Genomic DNA, 18,689 nt, shown 5'->3' on the forward strand with positions numbered 1-18,689 from the left:
CTGCACGCGGTCGGCCGGGCCTGCATCCCGACGCCGGTCCGCCGAGGTGACCGGTTGGTGAAGACCGGGTGCACCGGGCCGCTCGCCCCTGCGGCGGGTCAGTCCTTCAGCGGGTCGTGGCCCCAGTTCATCAGCGAGTAGCGCCACCGGGTGTCCGTGACGTCGCCGGAGGGCCGCTGCGCGGAGTGCCGGGCGACGTAGCCGGCGACCTTGCGCATGTGCTCGCGGTCCTCCTCGGTGCGCTCGCCCTTCCTCGTGCGCAGGATCTCCACGATGCGCCGGCCGGAGTGGTGGCCCACCGACTCCTCCCCGCCGTCCTCGCTGACGCCCACGGACCGCGACTGCTCGCCGTCCAGCCAGTCCTCCAGCTCCTTCGGCGTCATGTTGACCGCGGCGGAGAAGCGCTGCTCGACGTCCTGCTCCTCGTCCTGCTCGTGCTTGGCCATGCCTCCAGCGTGGGTGCTCAGAACGCGTAGCGCACGTGCAGGTACGGAGCGCGCTCGGCGATGAGGTCGAGCAGCTCGCGCACGTAGCGGCCCTTGTCGCCGGCGCGGTAGCGCACGTTGGTCCCGCCGCCCTCGGAGCGCTTGGCCTCCTGCATCGCCGGCCGCCACAGCAGGTCCTCGGCCCGGGGGTGCCAGCCGAGGTTGACCTCGTGCAGGCGCTCGTTGTGGGTCAGGAAGATCACCTCGGCCTGCAGCTGCCGCTTGGTCGCCTCGCCCGTCGCCGCCCCGAGGGAGTCCAGCAGCTCCGCCCACAGCGGCAGCCAGCCCTCGTGCACGACGACGGGGGAGAGGTTGAGGTGGACCTCGTACCCGGCGGCGACGAAGTCGTCGAGGGCGGCCAGCCGCTCGCGCACCGGGCTGGTGCGCACGTCCAGCACCTTCGCCACCCGCTCGGGCATGAGCGAGAACCTGACGCGGGTGCGCCCCTGCGGGTCCAGCTGGAGCAGGCGGCGGTTGACGTGCTTGGTGGCGAAGGACGCCTTGGCCGTGGGCAGGCCCCGGAACAGCGCGACGAGGTCGTCGACGTTGTCGGAGACCTCCGCGTCGACCGAGCAGTCGCTGTTCTCGCCGATGTCGTAGACCCAGCTGGCCGGGTCGCACTGGTTCGGCTCGGCCTTGACGCCCTGCCGGCGCACGTGCCGCTCGAGGTAGCCGGTGATCTGCTCGATGTTGGCGAAGACCGTGACGGGGTTGCTGTAGCCCTTGCGCCGGGGCACGTAGCAGTAGGCGCAGGCCATCGCGCAGCCGTTGGCCGTCGAGGGGGCGATGAAGTCGGCGGAGCGGCCGTTGGGGCGCGCGGCCAGCGACTTCTTGACCCCCAGCACCAGCGCCTCGCGCTTGATGCGCACCCAGCGGTCGACGTTCGCCTCGTCGCCGTGCAGCTCGGGGACGTTCCAGTGGCTGGCGACCTCCACGCGCGTCGCGCCGGGCCAGCGCTCGAGGACCTGCCGGCCGCGCGGCAGCTCGGCCGCCTCGGCCTCGTAGTAGATGCGCGTGACGTCGAGCAGCGGGCGGGGCGGCTGGGACGGCTGGGACGACGGCTGGGACGAGGGCTGGGACGACTGCTGCGGCACGGCCCCATCGTGCCCGCCGCCTCCGACACGCGACCCCCCCGAGGAGCGCGCGCCGGCCCGCCGGGGACGGCGCCGAGATCGACGGGCGGCCGCGCGGGGAGCTGCCTACGGTGGAGCGGTGAGCGACCAGTACACCTTCGCCGACCCCGTCACGCGCTACCACCGGGGTGGTTTCGAGGCCCAGCCGCAGGAGGGCCCGGGCCTGGCCGCCGAGCTGGGGCCGAAGCCGGACCACGGGGAGTCCACCTACCGCGGCACCGGCCGCCTCGCCGGCCGCCGGGCGCTGGTCACCGGCGCCGACTCCGGCATCGGCCGCGCCGCCACGATCGCCTTCGCCCGCGAGGGCGCCGACGTGGTCCTCAACTACCTGCCCGAGGAGCAGCGCGACGCCGAGGAGGTCGCCCGGCTCGTGGAGGAGGCCGGGCGCAGGGCCGTCCTCGCGCCGGGCGACCTGACCGACGAGGAGTTCGCCCGCGGCCTGGTGCGCACCACCGTCGACGAGCTCGGCGGCATCGACCTCATCGCCAACGTCGCCGGCAAGCAGCAGCACGTCGAGGAGATCGCCGACCTCACCTCGCAGCAGTTCGAGGAGACGCTGCGCACGAACCTCAACGCGCTGTTCTGGATCGTCCAGGAGGCGGTGCCGCACCTGCCGCCGGGTTCCACGATCGTCAACACCTCCTCGGTGCAGGGCTACCAGCCCTCCCCGAACCTCGTCGACTACGCGACGACGAAGTCGGGGATCATCGCGATGTCGCAGGCCCTCGCCCAGCAGCTGGCCCCCAAGGGGATCCGCGTCAACGTCGTGGCGCCCGGGCCGGTGTGGACGCCGCTGCAGGTGGCCGGCGGCCAGCCGGACGAGGCGATGGCGGAGTTCGGCACCTCCACGCCGCTGGGCCGCGCGGGGCAGCCGGCGGAACTCGCCCCGGCGTACGTCTTCCTCGCCTCGCCGGAGTCCAGCTACGTCGTCGGTGCGGTCCTCAGCGTCAACGGCGGCATGCCCACCCCCTGAGCGGGGTACGAGGAACCCGTGAGCGACACCGTGATCGACGACCTGCTGCGCACCGCCCGGGAGGCGTTCGGCTTCGAGTCCCTGCGCCCGGGGCAGGAGGAGGCCATGCGGGCCGTCGTCGCCGGCCGCGACGTGCTGGCCGTCATGCCGACGGGTTCGGGCAAGTCGGCCGTCTACCAGGTGCCCGCGCTGCTGCTGGACGGCCCGGTCGTCGTCGTCTCCCCGCTCATCGCCCTGCAGCGCGACCAGGTCGACGGCATCCGCGAGGACGCCCGCCGCGGCGGGGCCGTCATGCTGAACTCCTCGATGTCCGCCGCCGCCTGGCGGCGGGCGCGCGAGCAGCTGCGCGCGCAGGAGGTGAAGTTCGTCTTCCTCGCCCCCGAGCAGCTGGCCCGCGACGAGGTCGTCGAGGAGATCGCCGCGCTGGGCCCGCGCGCGCTCGTCGTCGACGAGGCGCACTGCGTGTCCTCGTGGGGGCACGACTTCCGCCCGCAGTACCTGCGGCTGGGCAGCGCCCGCGAGAAGCTCGGTCACCCGCAGGTCGTCGCGCTCACCGCGACCGCCAGCCCCCAGGTGCGCCAGGAGGTCCTCGACCAGCTGCGCCTGGACGACCCGCTCGTCCTCGTCGAGGGCTTCGACCGCCCGGAGATCGAGCTGCGCGTGGTGCGCTGCACCGACGCGCGCTCGCAGCGCCAGGGCGTGCTGGAGACCGCCGCCGGCACCGCGGGCGCGGCGATCGTGTACGTGGCCACCCGCCGCGACGCCGAGGAGGTCGCCGAGCAGCTGCGCGCGGCCGGGCGGGCCGCGGACCACTACCACGCCGGCCGCAGGCGTGCCGACCGCGACCGCGTCCAGCACGAGTTCCTCGACGGCACCCTGGACGTCGTCGCGGCCACCACCGCGTTCGGCATGGGCATCGACAAGCCCGACGTGCGCGCCGTCGTGCACGCCAGCGTCCCCGACTCCCCGGACAGCTACTACCAGGAGATCGGCCGCGCGGCCCGCGACGGGGAACCCGCGGTGGCGACGATGTTCTACCGCCCCGAGGACCTGGGGCTGCGGACGTTCTTCAGCGCCGGGGTCGCCAAGGAGGAACCGCTGCGCGAGACCGCGGCCGCGGTCCGCGCCCACGACGAGCCCGTCGACCCGGCGCAGCTGCGCCGCGAGCTCGACGTCACCTCCAGCCGGCTGGCCGGGGCGGTGAACCTGCTCGAGGAGGTCGGTGCGCTCGCCGAGGACGAGCAGGGACGGCTGCTGCAGCCCGAGGGCGCCCCGCCGCCCGCGCGCGCGGCCGAGGCGGCCGTGGAGGTCTCCGAGCAGCAGCGCACCGTGGAGCGCTCGCGGCTGGAGATGATGCGCGCCTACGCCGAGACGACGGCCTGCCGCCGGCAGTTCCTGCTCGGCTACTTCGGCGAGGAGCTGGAGCAGCCCTGCGGCAACTGCGACACCTGCGGCGCCGGGACCGCCGCCGCCCGCTCGGCGGCGGACGAGCCCTTCCCCGTCGGCTCCACCGTCGTCCACGACGAGTGGGGCGGCGGGCAGGTCATGCACTACGAGGAGGACCGCGTCACGGTGCTCTTCGACGAGGCCGGGTACCGCACGCTGGCGCTGGAGCTCGTCGAGCGCCACGGCCTGCTGCGCCCGCAGGGGCAGGGGCAGGGACAGGGGCAGGGGCGGGAACGGGACGAGCCGGCGGCCTGACCCGGGTGCCGCGCGGGGACCTTGCGGTGCCCGGGGGCCGGTGCCACGATCGGTCTCCCGCAGGACACCGTCGAGGAGGCCGGGATGTCCCAGGAGCACGACACGCGCAGCGCCGTCCTCGACCGCTTCCCCAGCAAGCACCTGCCGCCCCCGCAGCTGCGCGACCTGCCGCCCGCGCCCTCGCGGCTGCTGCCGGTCCTGGGGCCGGGGGTGGTCGCCGCCGGGGTGGGACTGGCCAGCGGCGAGTTCATCCTCTACCCCTACATCGCCTCCCAGGTGGGCCTGGTGTTCGTCTGGGCCGCCCTGGTCGGCCTGGTGACGCAGTTCTTCATCAACATGGAGATCGAGCGGTACACCCTCGCCACCGGTGAGACGGTGCTCACCGGTTTCAGCCGGTTCTGGCGGCACTGGGGCCTGGTGTTCGCGGGCATGGCGTTCCTGGCGAACCTGTGGCCGGGGTGGGTCACCAGTTCGGCGACGCTGCTCACCTACCTGGTCGGCGGCACCCCCACGCCGATCGCCATCGGCATGCTGCTGGCCATCGGGGTGGTCCTCACGCTGGCGCCGGTGGTCTACACGGCGCTGGAGCGCATCGAGACCTTCAAGGTCGTCGCGGTCCTGCTCCTCGTCGTCGTGGGCGCCACCTTCGCCATCGACGCGGCCGCGTGGGGCGACGTCCCCGACGTCGTCACGCAGGCCTCGGTGCCCTCGGAGCAGCTCGGCTTCGCCCTGCTCATGGGGGCGCTGGCCTTCGCCGGCGCCGGCGGCGGGCAGAACCTCTGCCAGAGCAACTGGATCCGCGACAAGGGCTTCGGCATGGGCGCCTACGTGCCGCGGATCGTCAGCCCGCTCACCGGCAAGCCGGAGGCCGCCCCCACCACCGGGTACGCCTTCGAGCCCACCGAGGACAACCTCGCCCGCTGGCGGCGCTGGTGGCGCCTGGCGAACACCGAGCAGCTGGTGACGTTCGTGGCGATCACCTTCGTCACCATCCTGTTCACCTCCCTGCTGGCCTACGCCACGGTGTTCGGGCGCCCCGGCCTGGCCAGCGACATCTCCTTCGTCCGCACCGAGGGGGAGGTGCTCGCCGAGGCGGTCGGCGGCTGGTTCGGCACCCTGTTCTGGGTCGTCGGGGTGGTCTCGCTGTTCGCCGCGGCGACGGGCATCGTGGACTACACCAGCCGCCTGGGCGCGGACGTGCTGCGCGTCGGCTACCTGAAGCGGACCTCCGAGAGCAAGGTCTACGCCGCGCTGGTGTGGGGGCTGGTCCTCTTCGGCTGCGTCGTGCTGCTGGTCGGCCTGGACCAGCCGCTGGTGCTGCTCGTCATCTCCGCGGTCGTGGGCGGGTTCATGATGTTCATCTACTCGGGTCTGCTGCTGCTGCTCAACCGCCGGGTCCTGCCCGCGCAGCTGCGGCCGAGGGCGGTGCGCGTCGCCGTGCTGGTGTGGGCGGTGCTGCTGTTCGGCACCCTGTCCGTGCTGACCTTCCAGGAGCAGATCGGCGAGCTGCTGTCCTGACCACCCGCGGGTGGCTGCGGCCGCCGGTGGCGGACGCCCTAGCCTGCGGGACGTGTCCGCGGTGAGGGTCCTGGTGATCGGCTGGTCCAGCGTGCTGCACGGGGAGGCCACCGCGGGTGACGTCCTGTCCACCGAGGCGGTCGTCGAGCGGCTGCGGCGCGGTGGCCACGAGGTCGACCTCGCGTGGAGCCCGGCCGTGCACCTGGCCTACGGCCCGCGCGGCGGCCTGCGCTACGACGACGTCGACCCCGCCGCCTACGGGCACGTCGTGTGGGTGTGCGGCCCCCTCACCGGCGACCCCGTCCGCGAGGTCCACGAGCGCTTCGCCGGCGCGCGGCGCACGGCCGTCGGGGTCTCGGTGCTGGACCCGGACGACCCGGCCGTCACCGGCTTCGACCTCGTCGTGCCCCGCGACGGCCCCGTCGGGCAGCCGCGGCGCGACCTGGCCGCCCGCCCCGCGGTCGACGGCGTCGACGTCGTGGGCGTCTTCCTCACCCACGGGCAGGGCGAGTACGGAACCCGCCGCCGCCACGAGCAGGTCAGCGCGGCGCTCACCGGCTGGCTCGGGGCCCTCGACGTCGCCCGCCTGGAGCTGGACACCCGCATCGACCCGCGCGACTGGCGGATGCCCGCGACCGCCGAGCAGGTGCTCGCCGTGATCGCCCGCCTCGACGTCGTCGTGACCACCCGCCTGCACGGGCTCGTGCTCGCGCTGCGCTGCGGGGTCCCGGCGCTGGCCGTCGACCCCGTCGCCGGCGGCGGGAAGGTCAGCGCGCAGGCCCGCGCCTGGGGGTGGCCGGCGCTCGTGGGGGCGCAGGAGCTGCTGGCGCAGGGCGCGGTGCTGCTCGACGAGCAGTTCGCCTGGTGCCGCTCCGGCAGCGGGCGCGCCGCGGCGCACCGGGCCCGCGACGAGGCCCCCGGGGTGGGCGAGGAGCAGCTGGCGGCGCTGGAGGCGGCGCTGGGCTGACGGCCGGCGCGGGGCCGGCGGCGGCGCGGGGTCAGCGGGAGCCCGCCTCCACCGGGTCCAGGGTCAGGGTGAACCGGGACCCGCCCCCGGAGGCCGGCGAGTACACCAGGTCGCCGCCGTTGACGTTGGCCAGGGTGCGCGCGATGTAGAGCCCGAGCCCGGTCCCCTTCCGGCTCAGCGCGACCCCGCTGCTGGCGCGGGTGAAGCGGGAGAACAGCTCGGGGACGAACTCCGCGGGGACCCCCTCGCCGGCGTCGACGACGTCGAGGGCCACGAGGTCCCCGCGCCGGCGGGCGACGACCCGCACCGGTGGGCGCCCGTACTTGAACGCGTTGCCCAGCAGGTTGCCCACCACCCGCTCCACGTGCCCGGGGTCGGCGAGCACGCACAGGTCGCCGACCCCGCCGGTGTCCACGTGGGCGGCGTCGGCGCCCAGCCGCTCGACGAGGTCGCCGACCAGCGCGGGCAGGTGCACGCGCCGGCGGTTGGCCTGCGGCGCACCCTGTTCCAGCTGCGCCATCGTGAGGATGTCCTCGAGCAGGTCGTTGGCCCAGTGCCCCGCCCTGCGGACCCGGCCCAGGTGCTCGCGCTTCTCCTCGTCGTCGATCGAGGCCCACTCGTCGAGCACGACCTCGCTGAAGCCGATGACCGTCGACAGCGGCTGCCGCAGGTCGTGGCTGAGGCTGGCGACGAGGTCGTCCTTGACGCGGTTGGCGTGCTCCAGCTCGCGCACGGAGTCGGCCAGCTCCGCGGCCGCGCGCACCTGCTCGGACAGGTCGCGCACGAGCGTCATGGTCGTGGCGCCGCCGCTCCCGCCGGGAGCGGGCAGGGCGAGCGCCACGAGCTCCACCGGCACGCAGCCGCCGTCGGGGCGCAGCAGCGAGGTGACCACCGTGCGCCGCGTCGCGTCACCGCCCCCGCCGAGCTCACCGACCTCGCCGCCCTGCGCGCGGTGCGCCCAGGTGCCGCGCTCGGTGTGGGGGACCAGCAGCAGCGAGGTGGGCAGCGAGGTCAGCTCGGCGCGGCTGCGCCCGGCCAGCCGCGCGAACGCCTCGTTGACGTAGCTGGTGCGCTCGCCCTGCTCGACGAGCACCCCCTCGCCGAGGTCGCTGAGGGCGTCGAGCAGGCTGGCCTGCGCGTCGCGCTGCTCGCGCAGGCCCTCCTCGGCCACCACCCGGGCGGTCACGTCGACGAACTGGCCGGCCACGTGCGAGGGGTCCCCGCGCTCGTCGCGCACGAGGACGCTGGAGACCTGCGCGTGCACGACGTGCCCGTCGCGGTGCAGGTGGCGCACCTGCCCGCCGGCACCGGCGACGGCTCCGGCGACGGCTGCGGCGGCGTCACCGGGGCGCTCGCCGGTGCGGTCCTCGGGGTGCACGTGCCGGTGCCAGGGGGTGCCCAGCAGCTCCTCGGGCCGGTACCCCAGCACCGCGGCCGCGGCGGCGTTCACCCGCAGCACGCTGCCGTCCAGCCCCAGGTGCACGTTGCCGACCAGCGAGGCGTCGAAGGCGTCCTGCAGCTGGCGCTCCTGCTGCTCGGCCTCGACCACGGCGCCGCGCAGGTCGTCCAGCAGCAGCTGGCGCTCGTCGCGGCCCAGGGCCAGCGCCAGGCCGACGACGGCGACGAGGACGACGTAGACCTGCACGACGAGGGCGCGCACGGCGTCGTCGGCGATGGAGGCGAAGGGGCCCGTCCCGGCGAGCGTGAGCACGACGGCCGTCGCGCCGACGAGCAGGTCGTGCACGACGACGATCGTCGTGTCGAAGCGCAGCGCCACCCACAGCGTCAGCGCCAGCAGCGGGAAGGCGACCGGCAGCCCGTCGAGGAGCTCGAAGACCAGCAGGTAGCCGAGCGCGGAGGTCGCCAGCGCACCGGCCAGCTCGACGGCCCGCCGGCCGCGGGGCGCGGTGAACGTCAGCGCCGCCGGGCCGGCGCCCCGGCGCGCGGCGACCAGGTAGCCCACGCGCAGGCCCACGGTGCACAGCAGCAGGACGCCGGCGGTGTTGCGGGTCATCCACACCGCGGCGGTCAGCCACGACCACTGGCCGGTCAGCAGCCACACGGCCACCGGGCCGAAGCAGGCCCCCGCGGCGGTGCCGGCGAGCGCCGCGGTCAGCAGCCGCAGCAGCTGGCGCATCCCGGTCAGCGGCTGCGAACCCCCGGCGCCCCACGCGCCGGGGCACCAGCGGGCCAGCAGCGCGCCGAAGACCTCCACCTGGACAACGTTGGCGGCCACGGAGCAGGCGGCGAGCAGCGGCGGGGCGCCGGTGGCGACCTCGAGGGCGAGGGTGGCGGCGCCGAGGACGGCCAGGTCCAGCCGGTGCGTGCCGGCACCGCGCTGGACGGCGAACCACAGGGCCGCCACCCCCGCGGCGGGCCAGACGAGGCTGAGGCTGCTGCCGTCCACGGCGGTGGAGCGGCCCACGAGGACGGCCAGGCAGAACGCCAGCGCGAACGCCGCGCTGCGGCCCAGGGCCGCGCGGGTCGGTCTGCGGGTCGGTCTGCGGGTCGGTCTGCGGGTCGGTCTGGGGGTCGGCGCGCGTCGCGCGGAACCGGCCACGGGCACCTCCCGGGTCGGGTCGGACGGTGGGTCGGACGAACGGGTCGGACGAACGGGTCGTCCCCGTTCCATCGGCCGTTGGGGGCGGGTGCTGCAGCCGGACGGGTGGAACCGCGCGGGCCGGCGGTTCGTCTCCTCCACATCGGCCGTCTAAGACGGTTGACTGAGATCTCGACCGACCACCCGGGCGAGCCCGGGTCGCCGTCGGCCCGGGCACCACCACGACAGGCTGGAGACCAGCGTGAGCACCGAGCAGGACCCCACCCCCACCGCGACCCGCGAGTGGCGGGAGCGCATCGTCGAGGGCCGCTTCGCCGGCCGGACCGTGGTCGTCACCGGCGCCGGTTCCGGCATCGGCCGGGCCACCGCCTCCCGCGCGGTGCGCGAGGGCGCCCACGTGGTCGGCGTCGACGTCGCCGCCGAGCGCCTGGACGGGCTCGCGGACGAGCTCGCCGGCGCGGGCGGTGGTGGGCGGCTGACGCCGGTGGGCGCCGACATCACCGACGACGCCTCGATCGCCTCGGTCCTGGAGGCGGCCGGCGGGCGGGTGGACGCGCTGGCCAACATCGCCGGGGTCATGGACGACATGTCGGCGCTGCACGAGATGTCCGACGCGGTCTGGCGGCGGGTGTTCGCGGTCAACGTGGACGGCACGATGAAGCTGCTGCGCGCGGTGCTGCCGGGGATGCTGGAGCGCGGTGCGGGCTCGGTCGTCAACACCGCCTCCGAGGCGGCGCTGCGCGGTTCGGCCGCGGGAGCGGCGTACACCGCCTCCAAGCACGCGGTGGTGGGCCTGACCAGGAGCGCGGCGTTCGCCTACGGCCCCAGCGGGATCCGGGTCAACGCGGTGGCGCCGGGGCCGACGGTCACGGGCATCGAGGTGAAGGTCACCACGCAGTTCGGCCCGGCCCGCCTGGGCAGCGCGCGGGGGATCATGCCGGCGGCGGTGCCGGCGCAGGTGCTGGCCTCCTCGATCACGTGGCTGCTCAGCGACGACGCCTCCAACGTCAACGGGGTCGTGCTGGCCTCCGACGGCGGCTGGTCCGCCGCCTGAGGGCCGCTGCGCGGCGACCGCCCGGCGGACCCCGCCGCCGGGCGGTCGCCTGCACTACCGTCGCACCGCGCCGCGGGTGTGCCGCGGGCGCGCCCGGCCGGGGAGGAGCTGCTGTGGTCGCGCACCGGGGTCCGGCCGAAGTGGCCGACGGCGTGTTCTTCACCCGCCCGCCCGCCCTGCCGCGCGGCCGGCACGACCTGCCGCCGCAGCAGGTGGCGGCGGCGCAGCGCGAGCGCATGATGATCGCCGCCACGGAGCTGATGGCCGGCGGCGGCTACCGCGGCGTCGGCGTGCGGGAGGTCTGCGCCCGCGCCTCGGTCTCGCGCGCGGCCTTCTACGAGTGCTTCGGCGACAAGGACGCCTGCGTGCACGCCGCCTACGACCGCTTCATCGCCGTCCTGGTGCGGGCGCTGGGCGCCGGCACCCCCGAGGGCAAGGGCTGGGACGAGTACGTCGTGGGCCTCGCGCAGGTCTACCTGGGGCTCGTGCGGCGCGACCCGGTGACCGCGCGCGCCTTCCTCGTGGAGATGGACGCCCTCGGCCGCGGCGCGCGCGACCGGCGGCGGGAGGCGGTCCGGCGCCTGGCGCTGCTGCTGCGCGACAAGCACGCGCAGTGGGCCGCCGCCGGCGGCGCCCCGCTGCCGCTGAGCGCCTACGCGGGGGTGGTGTACGCCATGCGCCAGCTCGTGGCGGACGCGCTGGACGAGGGGGGCCGGGACCTGCCCGACCTGCTGCCGGAGCTGGCCGGCTGGCTGCCCCGGCTGGTGGGCGGGGTGCCGCAGGAGACCCCCGGCCGGTCGCTTGACGGGGAGGAGGTCCCGCCGCACCATCGGCGTAACGATCGTTACGTCGACACCGGTGTCGGCGACGGGGACTGAGGAGCAGACGATGGAGCCTGCCGACGTGTCGACGACCCCCGCGGCGGGTGCCCCGGCGCCCGCGACCGCGCAACCTGCTGCAGCGCAACCGGATGCGGCGCAGCCTGCTGCGGCGCAGCCCGCGGCGCCCCTGCTCGTCGCGAGCCGTCCGGCGCAGGTGCCGCCCGCGCACGAGGGGAACCTCACCGACTGCCTGCTGGAGTGGGCGCGCGAGGACCCGGCCGGGGCCTGCCTGGCGCGCCGGGGCCCCGACGGCTCCTGGAGCGACGTGCCGGCCGCCGAGGTCCTGGCCCAGGTGCGGGCGGTGGCCAAGGGCCTGCTCGCCGCCGGCGTCCGGCCCGGCGACCGCGTCGGGCTGCGCTCGCGCACCCGCTGGGAGTGGACCGTGCTCGACCTGGCGTGCTGGTTCGCCGGTGCCGTCAGCGTCCCGGTGTACGAGACGTCCTCCCCCGAGCAGGTGGCCTGGGTGCTCTCCGACTCCGGCGCCGTGGCCTGCGTCGTGGAGACCGGCGAGCACGCCGCCGAGCTCGCCGCGCTGCGCCCGCAGCTGCCGTCCCTGCGGCACACCTGGGTGATCGACGGCGAGGGCGACGGCGACGGCTCCGGTGCCCTGGCGCAGCTCGCGGCCGCCGGGCGGGAGGTCGCCGACGAGGACCTCGAACGGGCCCGCGCGAGCTCCGGCCCGGCGACGGTCGCGACGATCGTCTACACCTCCGGCTCCACCGGCCGGCCCAAGGGCTGCGTGCTCACCCACGGCAACTTCCTGGACCTGGTGCGCAACGCCCACGCCGTCATGCCCGCCATGCTCGACGCCCCCGGCGCCTGCACGCTGCTGTTCATCCCGCTGGCGCACGTGCTGGCCCGCTTCGTCGAGGTGCTGTGCCTGAGCGCCCGCGTCCGGATGGGCCACGCCCCCGACACGCGGACCCTCGTGGAAGACCTGCAGGGCTTCCGGCCGACGTTCGTGCTCGCCGTGCCGCGCGTCTTCCAGAAGGTCCACACCGCCGCCCAGCAGAAGGCCGCCGCCGGCGGTGGCGCGCGGGCCGCCCTCTTCGCGCAGGCCGAGGCCACCGCCGTCGCCTGGTCGCGGGCGCTGGACGCCCCCGGCGGCCCGGGGCGGCTGCTCGCCCTGCGCCACCGCCTGTTCGACCACCTCGTCTACGCCAAGGTGCGCGAGCGGATGGGTGGGCGCCTGACGCAGGCCGTCTCCGGCGGCGCCTCGCTGGGGGAGTACCTGGGGCACTTCTTCCGCGGGGCGGGCATCACCGTCTTCGAGGGCTGGGGGCTCACCGAGACCGCCGCACCGGCGACGGTGAACCGGCCCGGCAGCCAGCGCATCGGCACCGTCGGCGTCCCGCTGCCCGGCACCGACGTCGCCGTGGCCGAGGACGGCGAGGTCCTGTGCCGGGGCATCGGCGTCTTCCGCGAGTACCTGGGCCAGCCGGAGGCGACGGCGGCCGCGTTCCGCGACGGCTGGTTCCGCACCGGCGACCTGGGCACCCTCGACGCGGACGGCTACCTGACGATCACCGGGCGGGCCAAGGAGATCATCGTCACCTCCGCCGGCAAGAACGTCGCCCCGGCCCCGCTGGAGGACCGGCTGCGCGCCCACCCGCTGATCTCCCAGTGCCTCGTCGTCGGCGACGACCGCCCGTTCATCGGCTGCCTGGTCACCCTCGACGAGCAGGCCCTGGCCACCTGGGCCCGCTCCCACGGCCGGCCGCAGCCGACGCTCGAGGCCGCGCGCCGGGACCCCGAGGTCCTGGCCGCGCTGCACGGCGCGGTGGAGGAGGCCAACCGCTCGGTCAGCCGCGCGGAGTCGATCCGGGACCTGCGGGTGCTCGGCGAGGACTTCACGATCGAGAACGACTGCCTCACGCCGAGCCTGAAGGTCCGGCGCGGCGAGGCGCTGCGCCGCTTCGCCGCCGACGTGGACGCGCTGTACGCCTGAGCGGTGGCCGCCCCCGCCGCCGCGGGATAGCGTCCCGCTCCTGCGCCGCCGCACCCGGCGGCGGCGAGGGGGGCGCACCGGATGGACGGCGGGCACGCGGGGCGGCGCACCGCGCGGCGGGGACTGGTGGCCGCGGTGGCCTCGACGGGGGCCGCCCTCGCGGTCGCGGGCGCGGGAGCGGTGCACCACCGCATCGGCCCGGTGACCGCCCGCCTGTCGCTCGCGCTCGCCCCCGGCGGCGGCACCCGCCTCGCGCTGCCCCCCGCGGGGCGGCTGGCGGCGGACACCCACGCCGGGCCCCTGGGGCTGCGGGTGGGCGTGGAGGAGGTCGACCTGCCCGCCGCCCGCCGGCTGCTCGGCGCCCTCGGCGGTGCGCGGGCCGCCCCGCGGGAGGAGCTGACCAAGGAGCTGGCGGCCGATGCGCGGACCGCGCTGGGCGCCCTGGCGCTGCGCTCGTCGGCGGCGGCGCTCGCCGGGGGCGCGGCCGCCTGCGCGCTGGTGTTCCGCAACCCGCGGGCGGTGGGGCTGGGGGCCGCCGTGGTCGCCACCGGCCTGGGCGCCGCGGGCGCCACCGCCGCGGCCACCGCCCGCCCGCGGGCGCTGACCCGGCCCACCCTCACCGGGCCGCTGTCGCGGGTGCCGGCCCTGGCGGCCGCCGCGCGCAACGCCCGCGCCGACTTCACCGCCTACAGCGCGCGGCTGGCCCAGCTGACCTCGGGCGTCACCCGGCTGGCCGCGCGGCTGCAGGAGCTGCCGGAGGGGATCGGCGAGGACACCACCCGCGTGCTGTGGATCTCCGACGTCCACGACAACCCGCAGGCGCACGAGCTGGTGCGGGTGCTGGTCGAGGAGCTGCGGGTGCACGCGGTCGTGGACACCGGGGACTCCACCGACCTGGGCACGCAGGTGGAGAACCGGCAGCTGGCGGGCATCGCGCGGCTGCCCGTCCCGTACCTGTGGGTGCGCGGCAACCACGACTCCGCGGCGACGCAGCAGTTCCTGGCCGCGCTGCCGAACGTGCGGGTCCTGGACGACTGCGCCGTCGTCGAGGTCGCCGGCCTGCGCTTCGCCGGGACCGGCGACCCCCGCTTCACCCCCGTCAAGCGGTTGCAGGAGGCGCCGGGCGCGGCCGCGCGCGAACTGGCGCAGGCGGGGCGGGCGCTGGCCGCGGCGATCCGGGAGCACCCCGCACCCGTCGACGTCGCCCTCGTGCACGAACCGGCGATGGCCGGCCCGCTGCACGGGCACGTCCCGCTGGTCCTGGACGGCCACGTCCACGAGCGCCGGCACCGCACCCGCGCCGGCACCCTGGAGCTGACGCAGGGCTCCTCCGGCGGGGCGGGGCTGCGCGCGCTGGACGGCGGGGACGCCCTGCCCCTGGAGCTGTCGGTGCTGCACTTCGACCCCGCCACCAGGGCGCTGGTGGCGGTGGACGAGATCACCGTCGCCGGTGTCGGCGCGCAGCGGGTGGGCGTCGAGCGGCGCCCGGTCTCGGCGTACGCGCAACCCCGCGCCGCCCGGTGAGCCGCGCCGCCGCGGCTGCGGGGCATGGATCCGGCCGCCCCGGGTAGGTCAGGGGCGACACGTCACCCGCTCGAGGAGGAAACCCGTGGCCGAGGAACAGCGACTGGTCGCCGACCTGGTGGTCGAGCGGTTGCGGGCGTGGGGCGTGCAGCGGGTGTTCGGGCACTCCGGCGACGGCGTCAACACGGTGCTGGGGGCGCTGCGGCGCCAGGGCGGGGGGCCGGGGTTCGTGCAGGCCCGGCACGAGGAGAACGCCGCCCTCATGGCCGTCGGGCACGCCAAGTACACCGGTGAGGTGGGGGTGGTCCTGTCCACCCAGGGACCCGGGGCCATCCACCTGCTCAACGGCCTCTACGACGCGAAGCTGGACAACGTGCCGGTGGTCGCCGTGGTCGGCCAGCAGGAGCGCAGCGTCCTCGGCTCGAACTACCAGCAGGGCGTCGACCTGCAGACGCTGTTCGCCGACGCGACGCAGTACGTGCAGACGGTCCTGACGGCCGAGCACGCGCCGATGGTCCTCGACCGCGCGTTCCGCAGCGCGCTGGCCACCCGCCAGCCGTGCGCGGTCGTCCTCCCGCACGACGTGCAGCAGCTGCCCGCCCCGGACCCGCTGCCGCAGGAGCACGGGGTGGTCGTCAGCGTCCCCGAGTGGCGCCGGCCGCGGGTGCTGCCCCGCGAGGAGGACCTGCGGCAGGCCGCGGCGGTCCTCAACGCCGGCCGCAGACCGGCCCTGCTGGTCGGGCAGGGCGCCCGGCGCGCCGGCGCGCAGGTGCAGGCCGTCGCCGACCGGCTCGGCGCCGGCGTCACCACCAGCCTGCTCGGCAAGCCCTGGGTCGACGAGCGGCTGCCCACCAGCGCCGGCGTCATGGGCCACCTGGGCACCAGCGCCAGCGCGGTCGTGCTCGGCGAGTGCGACACGCTGCTCATCGTCGGCAGCAACGACCCGTGGACGGAGTTCTACCCCGCGCCGGGGCAGGCGCGCGCCGTCCAGGTCGACCTCGACACGCGCAACCTCGGCAACCGCTACCCGGTCGAGGTCGGGTTGCCCGGTGACGCCGCCGAGACGCTCGAGGCCCTGCTGCCGCTGCTGGACCCGCCGGCGGACCAGGGGTGGCGCACCCGGGTCGTCGACGCGGTCGAGCGCTGGCACGTGCTGGCCGAGCAGCGGGCGGCGCTGCCCGCGGAACCCCTCAACCCCGAGCTGGTGGTCCGCGAGCTCAGCCGCCGGTTGCCGGCCGACGCCCAGGTCAGCGTCGACGTCGGGTCCTCGACCTACTGGTACGCGCGCCACCTCATCCTGCCGCCGGGGGTGCAGGCCCACCTGTCCTCCACCCTGGCGAGCATGGGCTCCGCCCTGCCGTACGGGATCGCGGCCAAGCTGGCCGAACCGGGACGGCCGCTGGTCGCGCTCGCCGGTGACGGGGCGATGCAGATGAACGGCGTCGCCGAGCTCATCACCGTCGCCGGGCTGTGGCGCGAGTGGGCCGACCCGCGGTTCGTCGTCTGCGTCCTGCACAACCGTGACCTGGCCGAGGTGACCTGGGAGCAGCGCGAGATGGAGGGCGATCCGCGGTTCGGCGCCAGCCAGCGGCTGCCCGACTTCCCCTACGCCCGCTACGCGGAACTGCTGGGGCTGCGCGGCGTGCGGGTGGACGACCCCGCCGACCTCGCGGCCGCCTGGGAGAGCGCCCTGTCCGCGGACCGCCCGGTCGTCCTGGAGGCCGTCGTCGACGCCGAGGTCCCGCTGCTGCCGCCCTTCCCCGCCGGGGAGCAGAAGCTGGAGCAGATGCGGGCCGCGCTGGCCCAGGACGGGCCCGCCGGGCAGCGCGGGCTGCGGCTGCTGGAGGAGCAGGCGCGCCAGGAGCGGGAACTGCGCCGACCTCCCGGGTGACCCGCGGGGTGACTCGCGGGGTGACCCGCCGCACCCGCCCGGGCGGGGTCCGGCAGGATGGGCGCGGGCGCTCACCGCGGAGCGCCGCCGACAGGAGGACAGCGTGAGCGGACCCGTGAGCGAACCCGTGACTGCACCGGTGGCCGAACCCGTGACGGGGTCGTTCCCCTCACCCGCCGACGGGCTGGCCGTCGCCACCTACCGGTGGTCCGACGTGCCGGGCGCACCGCGCGGTGTCGTGCAGATCGCCCACGGCCTGGCCGAGCACGGCCGCCGCTACGGGCGCCTGGCCACCGCCCTCACCGCGGCCGGTCTCGTCGTCGCCGCGAGCGACCACCGCGGGCACGGCGCCTCCACCGGCCCGGGCGTCCCGCTGGGCGGTTTCGGTGCGGCGGGTTTCGCCGGCTTCACCGCCGACATCGCCCGCCACGGGGAACTGCTGCGCGAGGAGTTCGGCGACCTGCCGCTGTTCCTGCTGGCGCACTCGCTGGGGTCGATGGGCGCCCAGAGCGTCCTGCTGAAGCACCCCGGCCTCTACGACGGCGTCGTCCTCAGCGGCTCCACGGCGCTCGACGGGTTCCTCGCGGTCGTGCAGTCGCTGCCCGCCGACCAGCCGGGTCTGGCGGCGTTCAACGCGCCGTTCGAGCACCGCACGGGTTTCGAGTGGCTCAGCCGCGACGAGGCCGAGGTCGACGCCTACGTCGCCGATCCGCTGTGCGGCTTCCCCACCGAGGACGCGATCATGGCCGGGGTGCTGGCGACCGCCGCCGCCACCGCCGACCCCGAGCGCCTGGCCGCGCTGCGTCCCGACCTGCCGGTCCTCGTCGTCAGCGGCACCGAGGACCCCGTCGGCGGCAGCGGCGGGGAACTGCTGGAACGCCTCGTCGAGCGCTACCGGGCGGCCGGGCTGCGCGACGTCACGCTGCGGCTGTGGCCGCAGGCGCGGCACGAGGTGTTCAACGAGACGAACCGGGACGAGGTGACCGACCAGGTCGTCGGCTGGCTGCTGGAGCGGGCCGGCGCCGCCTGAGCGCCCGCCGCGCTCGCTCCCGGCGGGCGCGGCGCGGTTGGTCCGGGCGGGCGCGGCGTGGCAGTCTCTGCGCCGGTGGAACCTCCGCCGCACGTCGCCCGGAGGTCCCCCGCAGTGATCCGCACAGCCCACCGAGCCGCACCCCGGTGCTTCGAGCGCGTGGTGGTCCTCTACAACCCCCGCAGCACCGGTGACGGCCCGGGCAACGCGCACGAGCTGCGCGAGCAGCTCGCCCGGCGGCTGCGCGGCACGGCGGTCGAGCTGGCCGGCACCCGGCACGCCGGGCACGCCGAGGAGCTGGCCGAGCAGGCCGTCACCGAGGACCCGGGCACGCTCGTCGTCTCCGCCAGCGGGGACGGCGGCTACCACGAGGTCGTCAACGGCATCGTGCGCGCCCGCCGGCGGCACCCGGGCGCCGGGGCCTGCGCGGTGCTGGCCTCCGGCAACGCCAACGACCACGCCCGCGCCGTGCAGGACCGTCCCCTGGTCGACGCCATCGTCGCGGGGAGGGTGTCGAGGATGGACCTGCTGGAGGTGCTGGTCGACGGGCGGGAACCGCGCTACGCGCACTCCTACGTCGGGGTCGGCATCACACCCGTCGTGGCCGCCGAGCTCAACCGGCACGACCTGGACGCGCTGACGGAGGGCCTGCTGGCGGTGCGCGCGTTCTGGCGGCACCGGCCGCTGACCATCACCCACGACGGCCACCGCCTCGAGCTCGACAGCCTGGTGTTCGCCAACATCGACCGGATGGCCAAGTACGCGACCCTCTCCCGGGTCTCCTCGCCGACCGACGGCGCGTGCGAGGTGCTGCTCATCCCGCACCGCGGCAGGCTCGAACTGCTGGCCAGCCTGCTGCGGGTCGTGCGCGGCCGGCACGAGGTCACCTCCTCCAGCGAGCCGTACTCCTTCGGAACCACGGGCCCGACACCGCTGCAGATGGACGGCGAGGTCCACCAGGTGCCCGCCGGTGCCGGGGTCGTCGTCTCCTGCGCCGCCGGGGCGATGACCGTCGTCCGCTGAA

Annotated in this window: 14 protein-coding genes; 11 read left to right on the plus strand and 3 right to left on the minus strand. The window is 76.0% G+C overall.

Going from position 1 to position 18,689, the window contains the following annotated elements; all coding sequences use genetic code 11:
• Positions 1-98 precede the first annotated feature (98 nt).
• Positions 99-446, minus strand: a complete 348-nt coding sequence (locus ACRYM2_RS08500) for a DUF3140 domain-containing protein (protein ID WP_432521448.1) — start codon at positions 444-446, stop codon at positions 99-101.
• Between the two features lie 17 nt (positions 447-463).
• The gene (locus ACRYM2_RS08505; RefSeq protein ID WP_432521488.1) at positions 464-1,513 is read right to left on the minus strand and encodes a spore photoproduct lyase family protein; all 1,050 of its coding nucleotides are present in this window, start codon (positions 1,511-1,513) and stop codon (positions 464-466) included.
• A gap of 184 nt (positions 1,514-1,697) precedes the next feature.
• On the opposite strand from ACRYM2_RS08505, the gene ACRYM2_RS08510 reads away from it, so the two are divergent.
• The 4 genes from ACRYM2_RS08510 (at position 1,698) to ACRYM2_RS08525 (ending at position 6,777) form a co-directional block, all read left to right on the plus strand.
• Entirely contained in the window at positions 1,698-2,591 is an 894-nt protein-coding gene (locus ACRYM2_RS08510) for an SDR family oxidoreductase (protein WP_432521449.1), read from the plus strand.
• An 18-nt stretch (positions 2,592-2,609) separates the two neighbouring features.
• Positions 2,610-4,292 carry a RecQ family ATP-dependent DNA helicase gene (locus ACRYM2_RS08515; RefSeq protein ID WP_432521451.1) on the plus strand — a complete coding sequence of 561 codons (1,683 nt, stop codon included), beginning with the start codon at positions 2,610-2,612 and terminating at the stop codon, positions 4,290-4,292.
• An 84-nt stretch (positions 4,293-4,376) separates the two neighbouring features.
• Positions 4,377-5,810, plus strand: coding sequence for an Nramp family divalent metal transporter (locus tag ACRYM2_RS08520; RefSeq protein WP_432521453.1), 1,434 nt, complete (start codon positions 4,377-4,379; stop codon positions 5,808-5,810).
• A gap of 52 nt (positions 5,811-5,862) precedes the next feature.
• Positions 5,863-6,777 (plus strand): polysaccharide pyruvyl transferase family protein, encoded by a 915-nt coding sequence (locus tag ACRYM2_RS08525; RefSeq protein ID WP_432521455.1) that lies wholly within the window; start codon positions 5,863-5,865, stop codon positions 6,775-6,777.
• Between the two features lie 31 nt (positions 6,778-6,808).
• On the opposite strand, the gene ACRYM2_RS08530 is transcribed toward ACRYM2_RS08525, so the two are convergent.
• Positions 6,809-9,337: a sensor histidine kinase gene (locus ACRYM2_RS08530; RefSeq protein ID WP_432521457.1), complete on the minus strand. Its 2,529-nt coding sequence runs from the start codon at positions 9,335-9,337 to the stop codon at positions 6,809-6,811.
• Between the two features lie 241 nt (positions 9,338-9,578).
• Between ACRYM2_RS08530 and ACRYM2_RS08535 the strand changes: the two genes are divergently transcribed.
• The 7 genes from ACRYM2_RS08535 (at position 9,579) to ACRYM2_RS08565 (ending at position 18,688) form a co-directional block, all read left to right on the plus strand.
• A complete protein-coding gene (locus ACRYM2_RS08535; RefSeq protein ID WP_432521459.1) occupies positions 9,579-10,391 on the plus strand; it encodes an SDR family NAD(P)-dependent oxidoreductase in 813 nt (270 codons plus the stop codon).
• A 113-nt stretch (positions 10,392-10,504) separates the two neighbouring features.
• Positions 10,505-11,269, plus strand: a complete 765-nt coding sequence (locus ACRYM2_RS08540) for a TetR/AcrR family transcriptional regulator (RefSeq protein WP_432521460.1) — start codon at positions 10,505-10,507, stop codon at positions 11,267-11,269.
• Positions 11,270-11,279: 10 nt separating this feature from the next.
• Positions 11,280-13,220: an AMP-dependent synthetase/ligase gene (locus tag ACRYM2_RS08545; protein ID WP_432521461.1), complete on the plus strand. Its 1,941-nt coding sequence runs from the start codon at positions 11,280-11,282 to the stop codon at positions 13,218-13,220.
• A gap of 135 nt (positions 13,221-13,355) precedes the next feature.
• Positions 13,356-14,744, plus strand: coding sequence for a metallophosphoesterase family protein (locus ACRYM2_RS08550; RefSeq protein WP_432521463.1), 1,389 nt, complete (start codon positions 13,356-13,358; stop codon positions 14,742-14,744).
• Between the two features lie 85 nt (positions 14,745-14,829).
• A complete protein-coding gene (locus tag ACRYM2_RS08555) occupies positions 14,830-16,635 on the plus strand; it encodes a thiamine pyrophosphate-requiring protein (protein ID WP_432521465.1) in 1,806 nt (601 codons plus the stop codon).
• Between the two features lie 103 nt (positions 16,636-16,738).
• A complete protein-coding gene (locus tag ACRYM2_RS08560; protein WP_432521467.1) occupies positions 16,739-17,665 on the plus strand; it encodes an alpha/beta fold hydrolase in 927 nt (308 codons plus the stop codon).
• 114 nt (positions 17,666-17,779) lie between these two features.
• Entirely contained in the window at positions 17,780-18,688 is a 909-nt protein-coding gene (locus ACRYM2_RS08565) for a diacylglycerol/lipid kinase family protein (RefSeq protein ID WP_432521468.1), read from the plus strand.
• Position 18,689 lies beyond the last annotated feature (1 nt).

It is taken from the genome of Kineococcus aridisoli (assembly GCF_050871885.1).
Taxonomy (GTDB): Bacteria; Actinomycetota; Actinomycetes; order Actinomycetales; family Kineococcaceae; genus Kineococcus.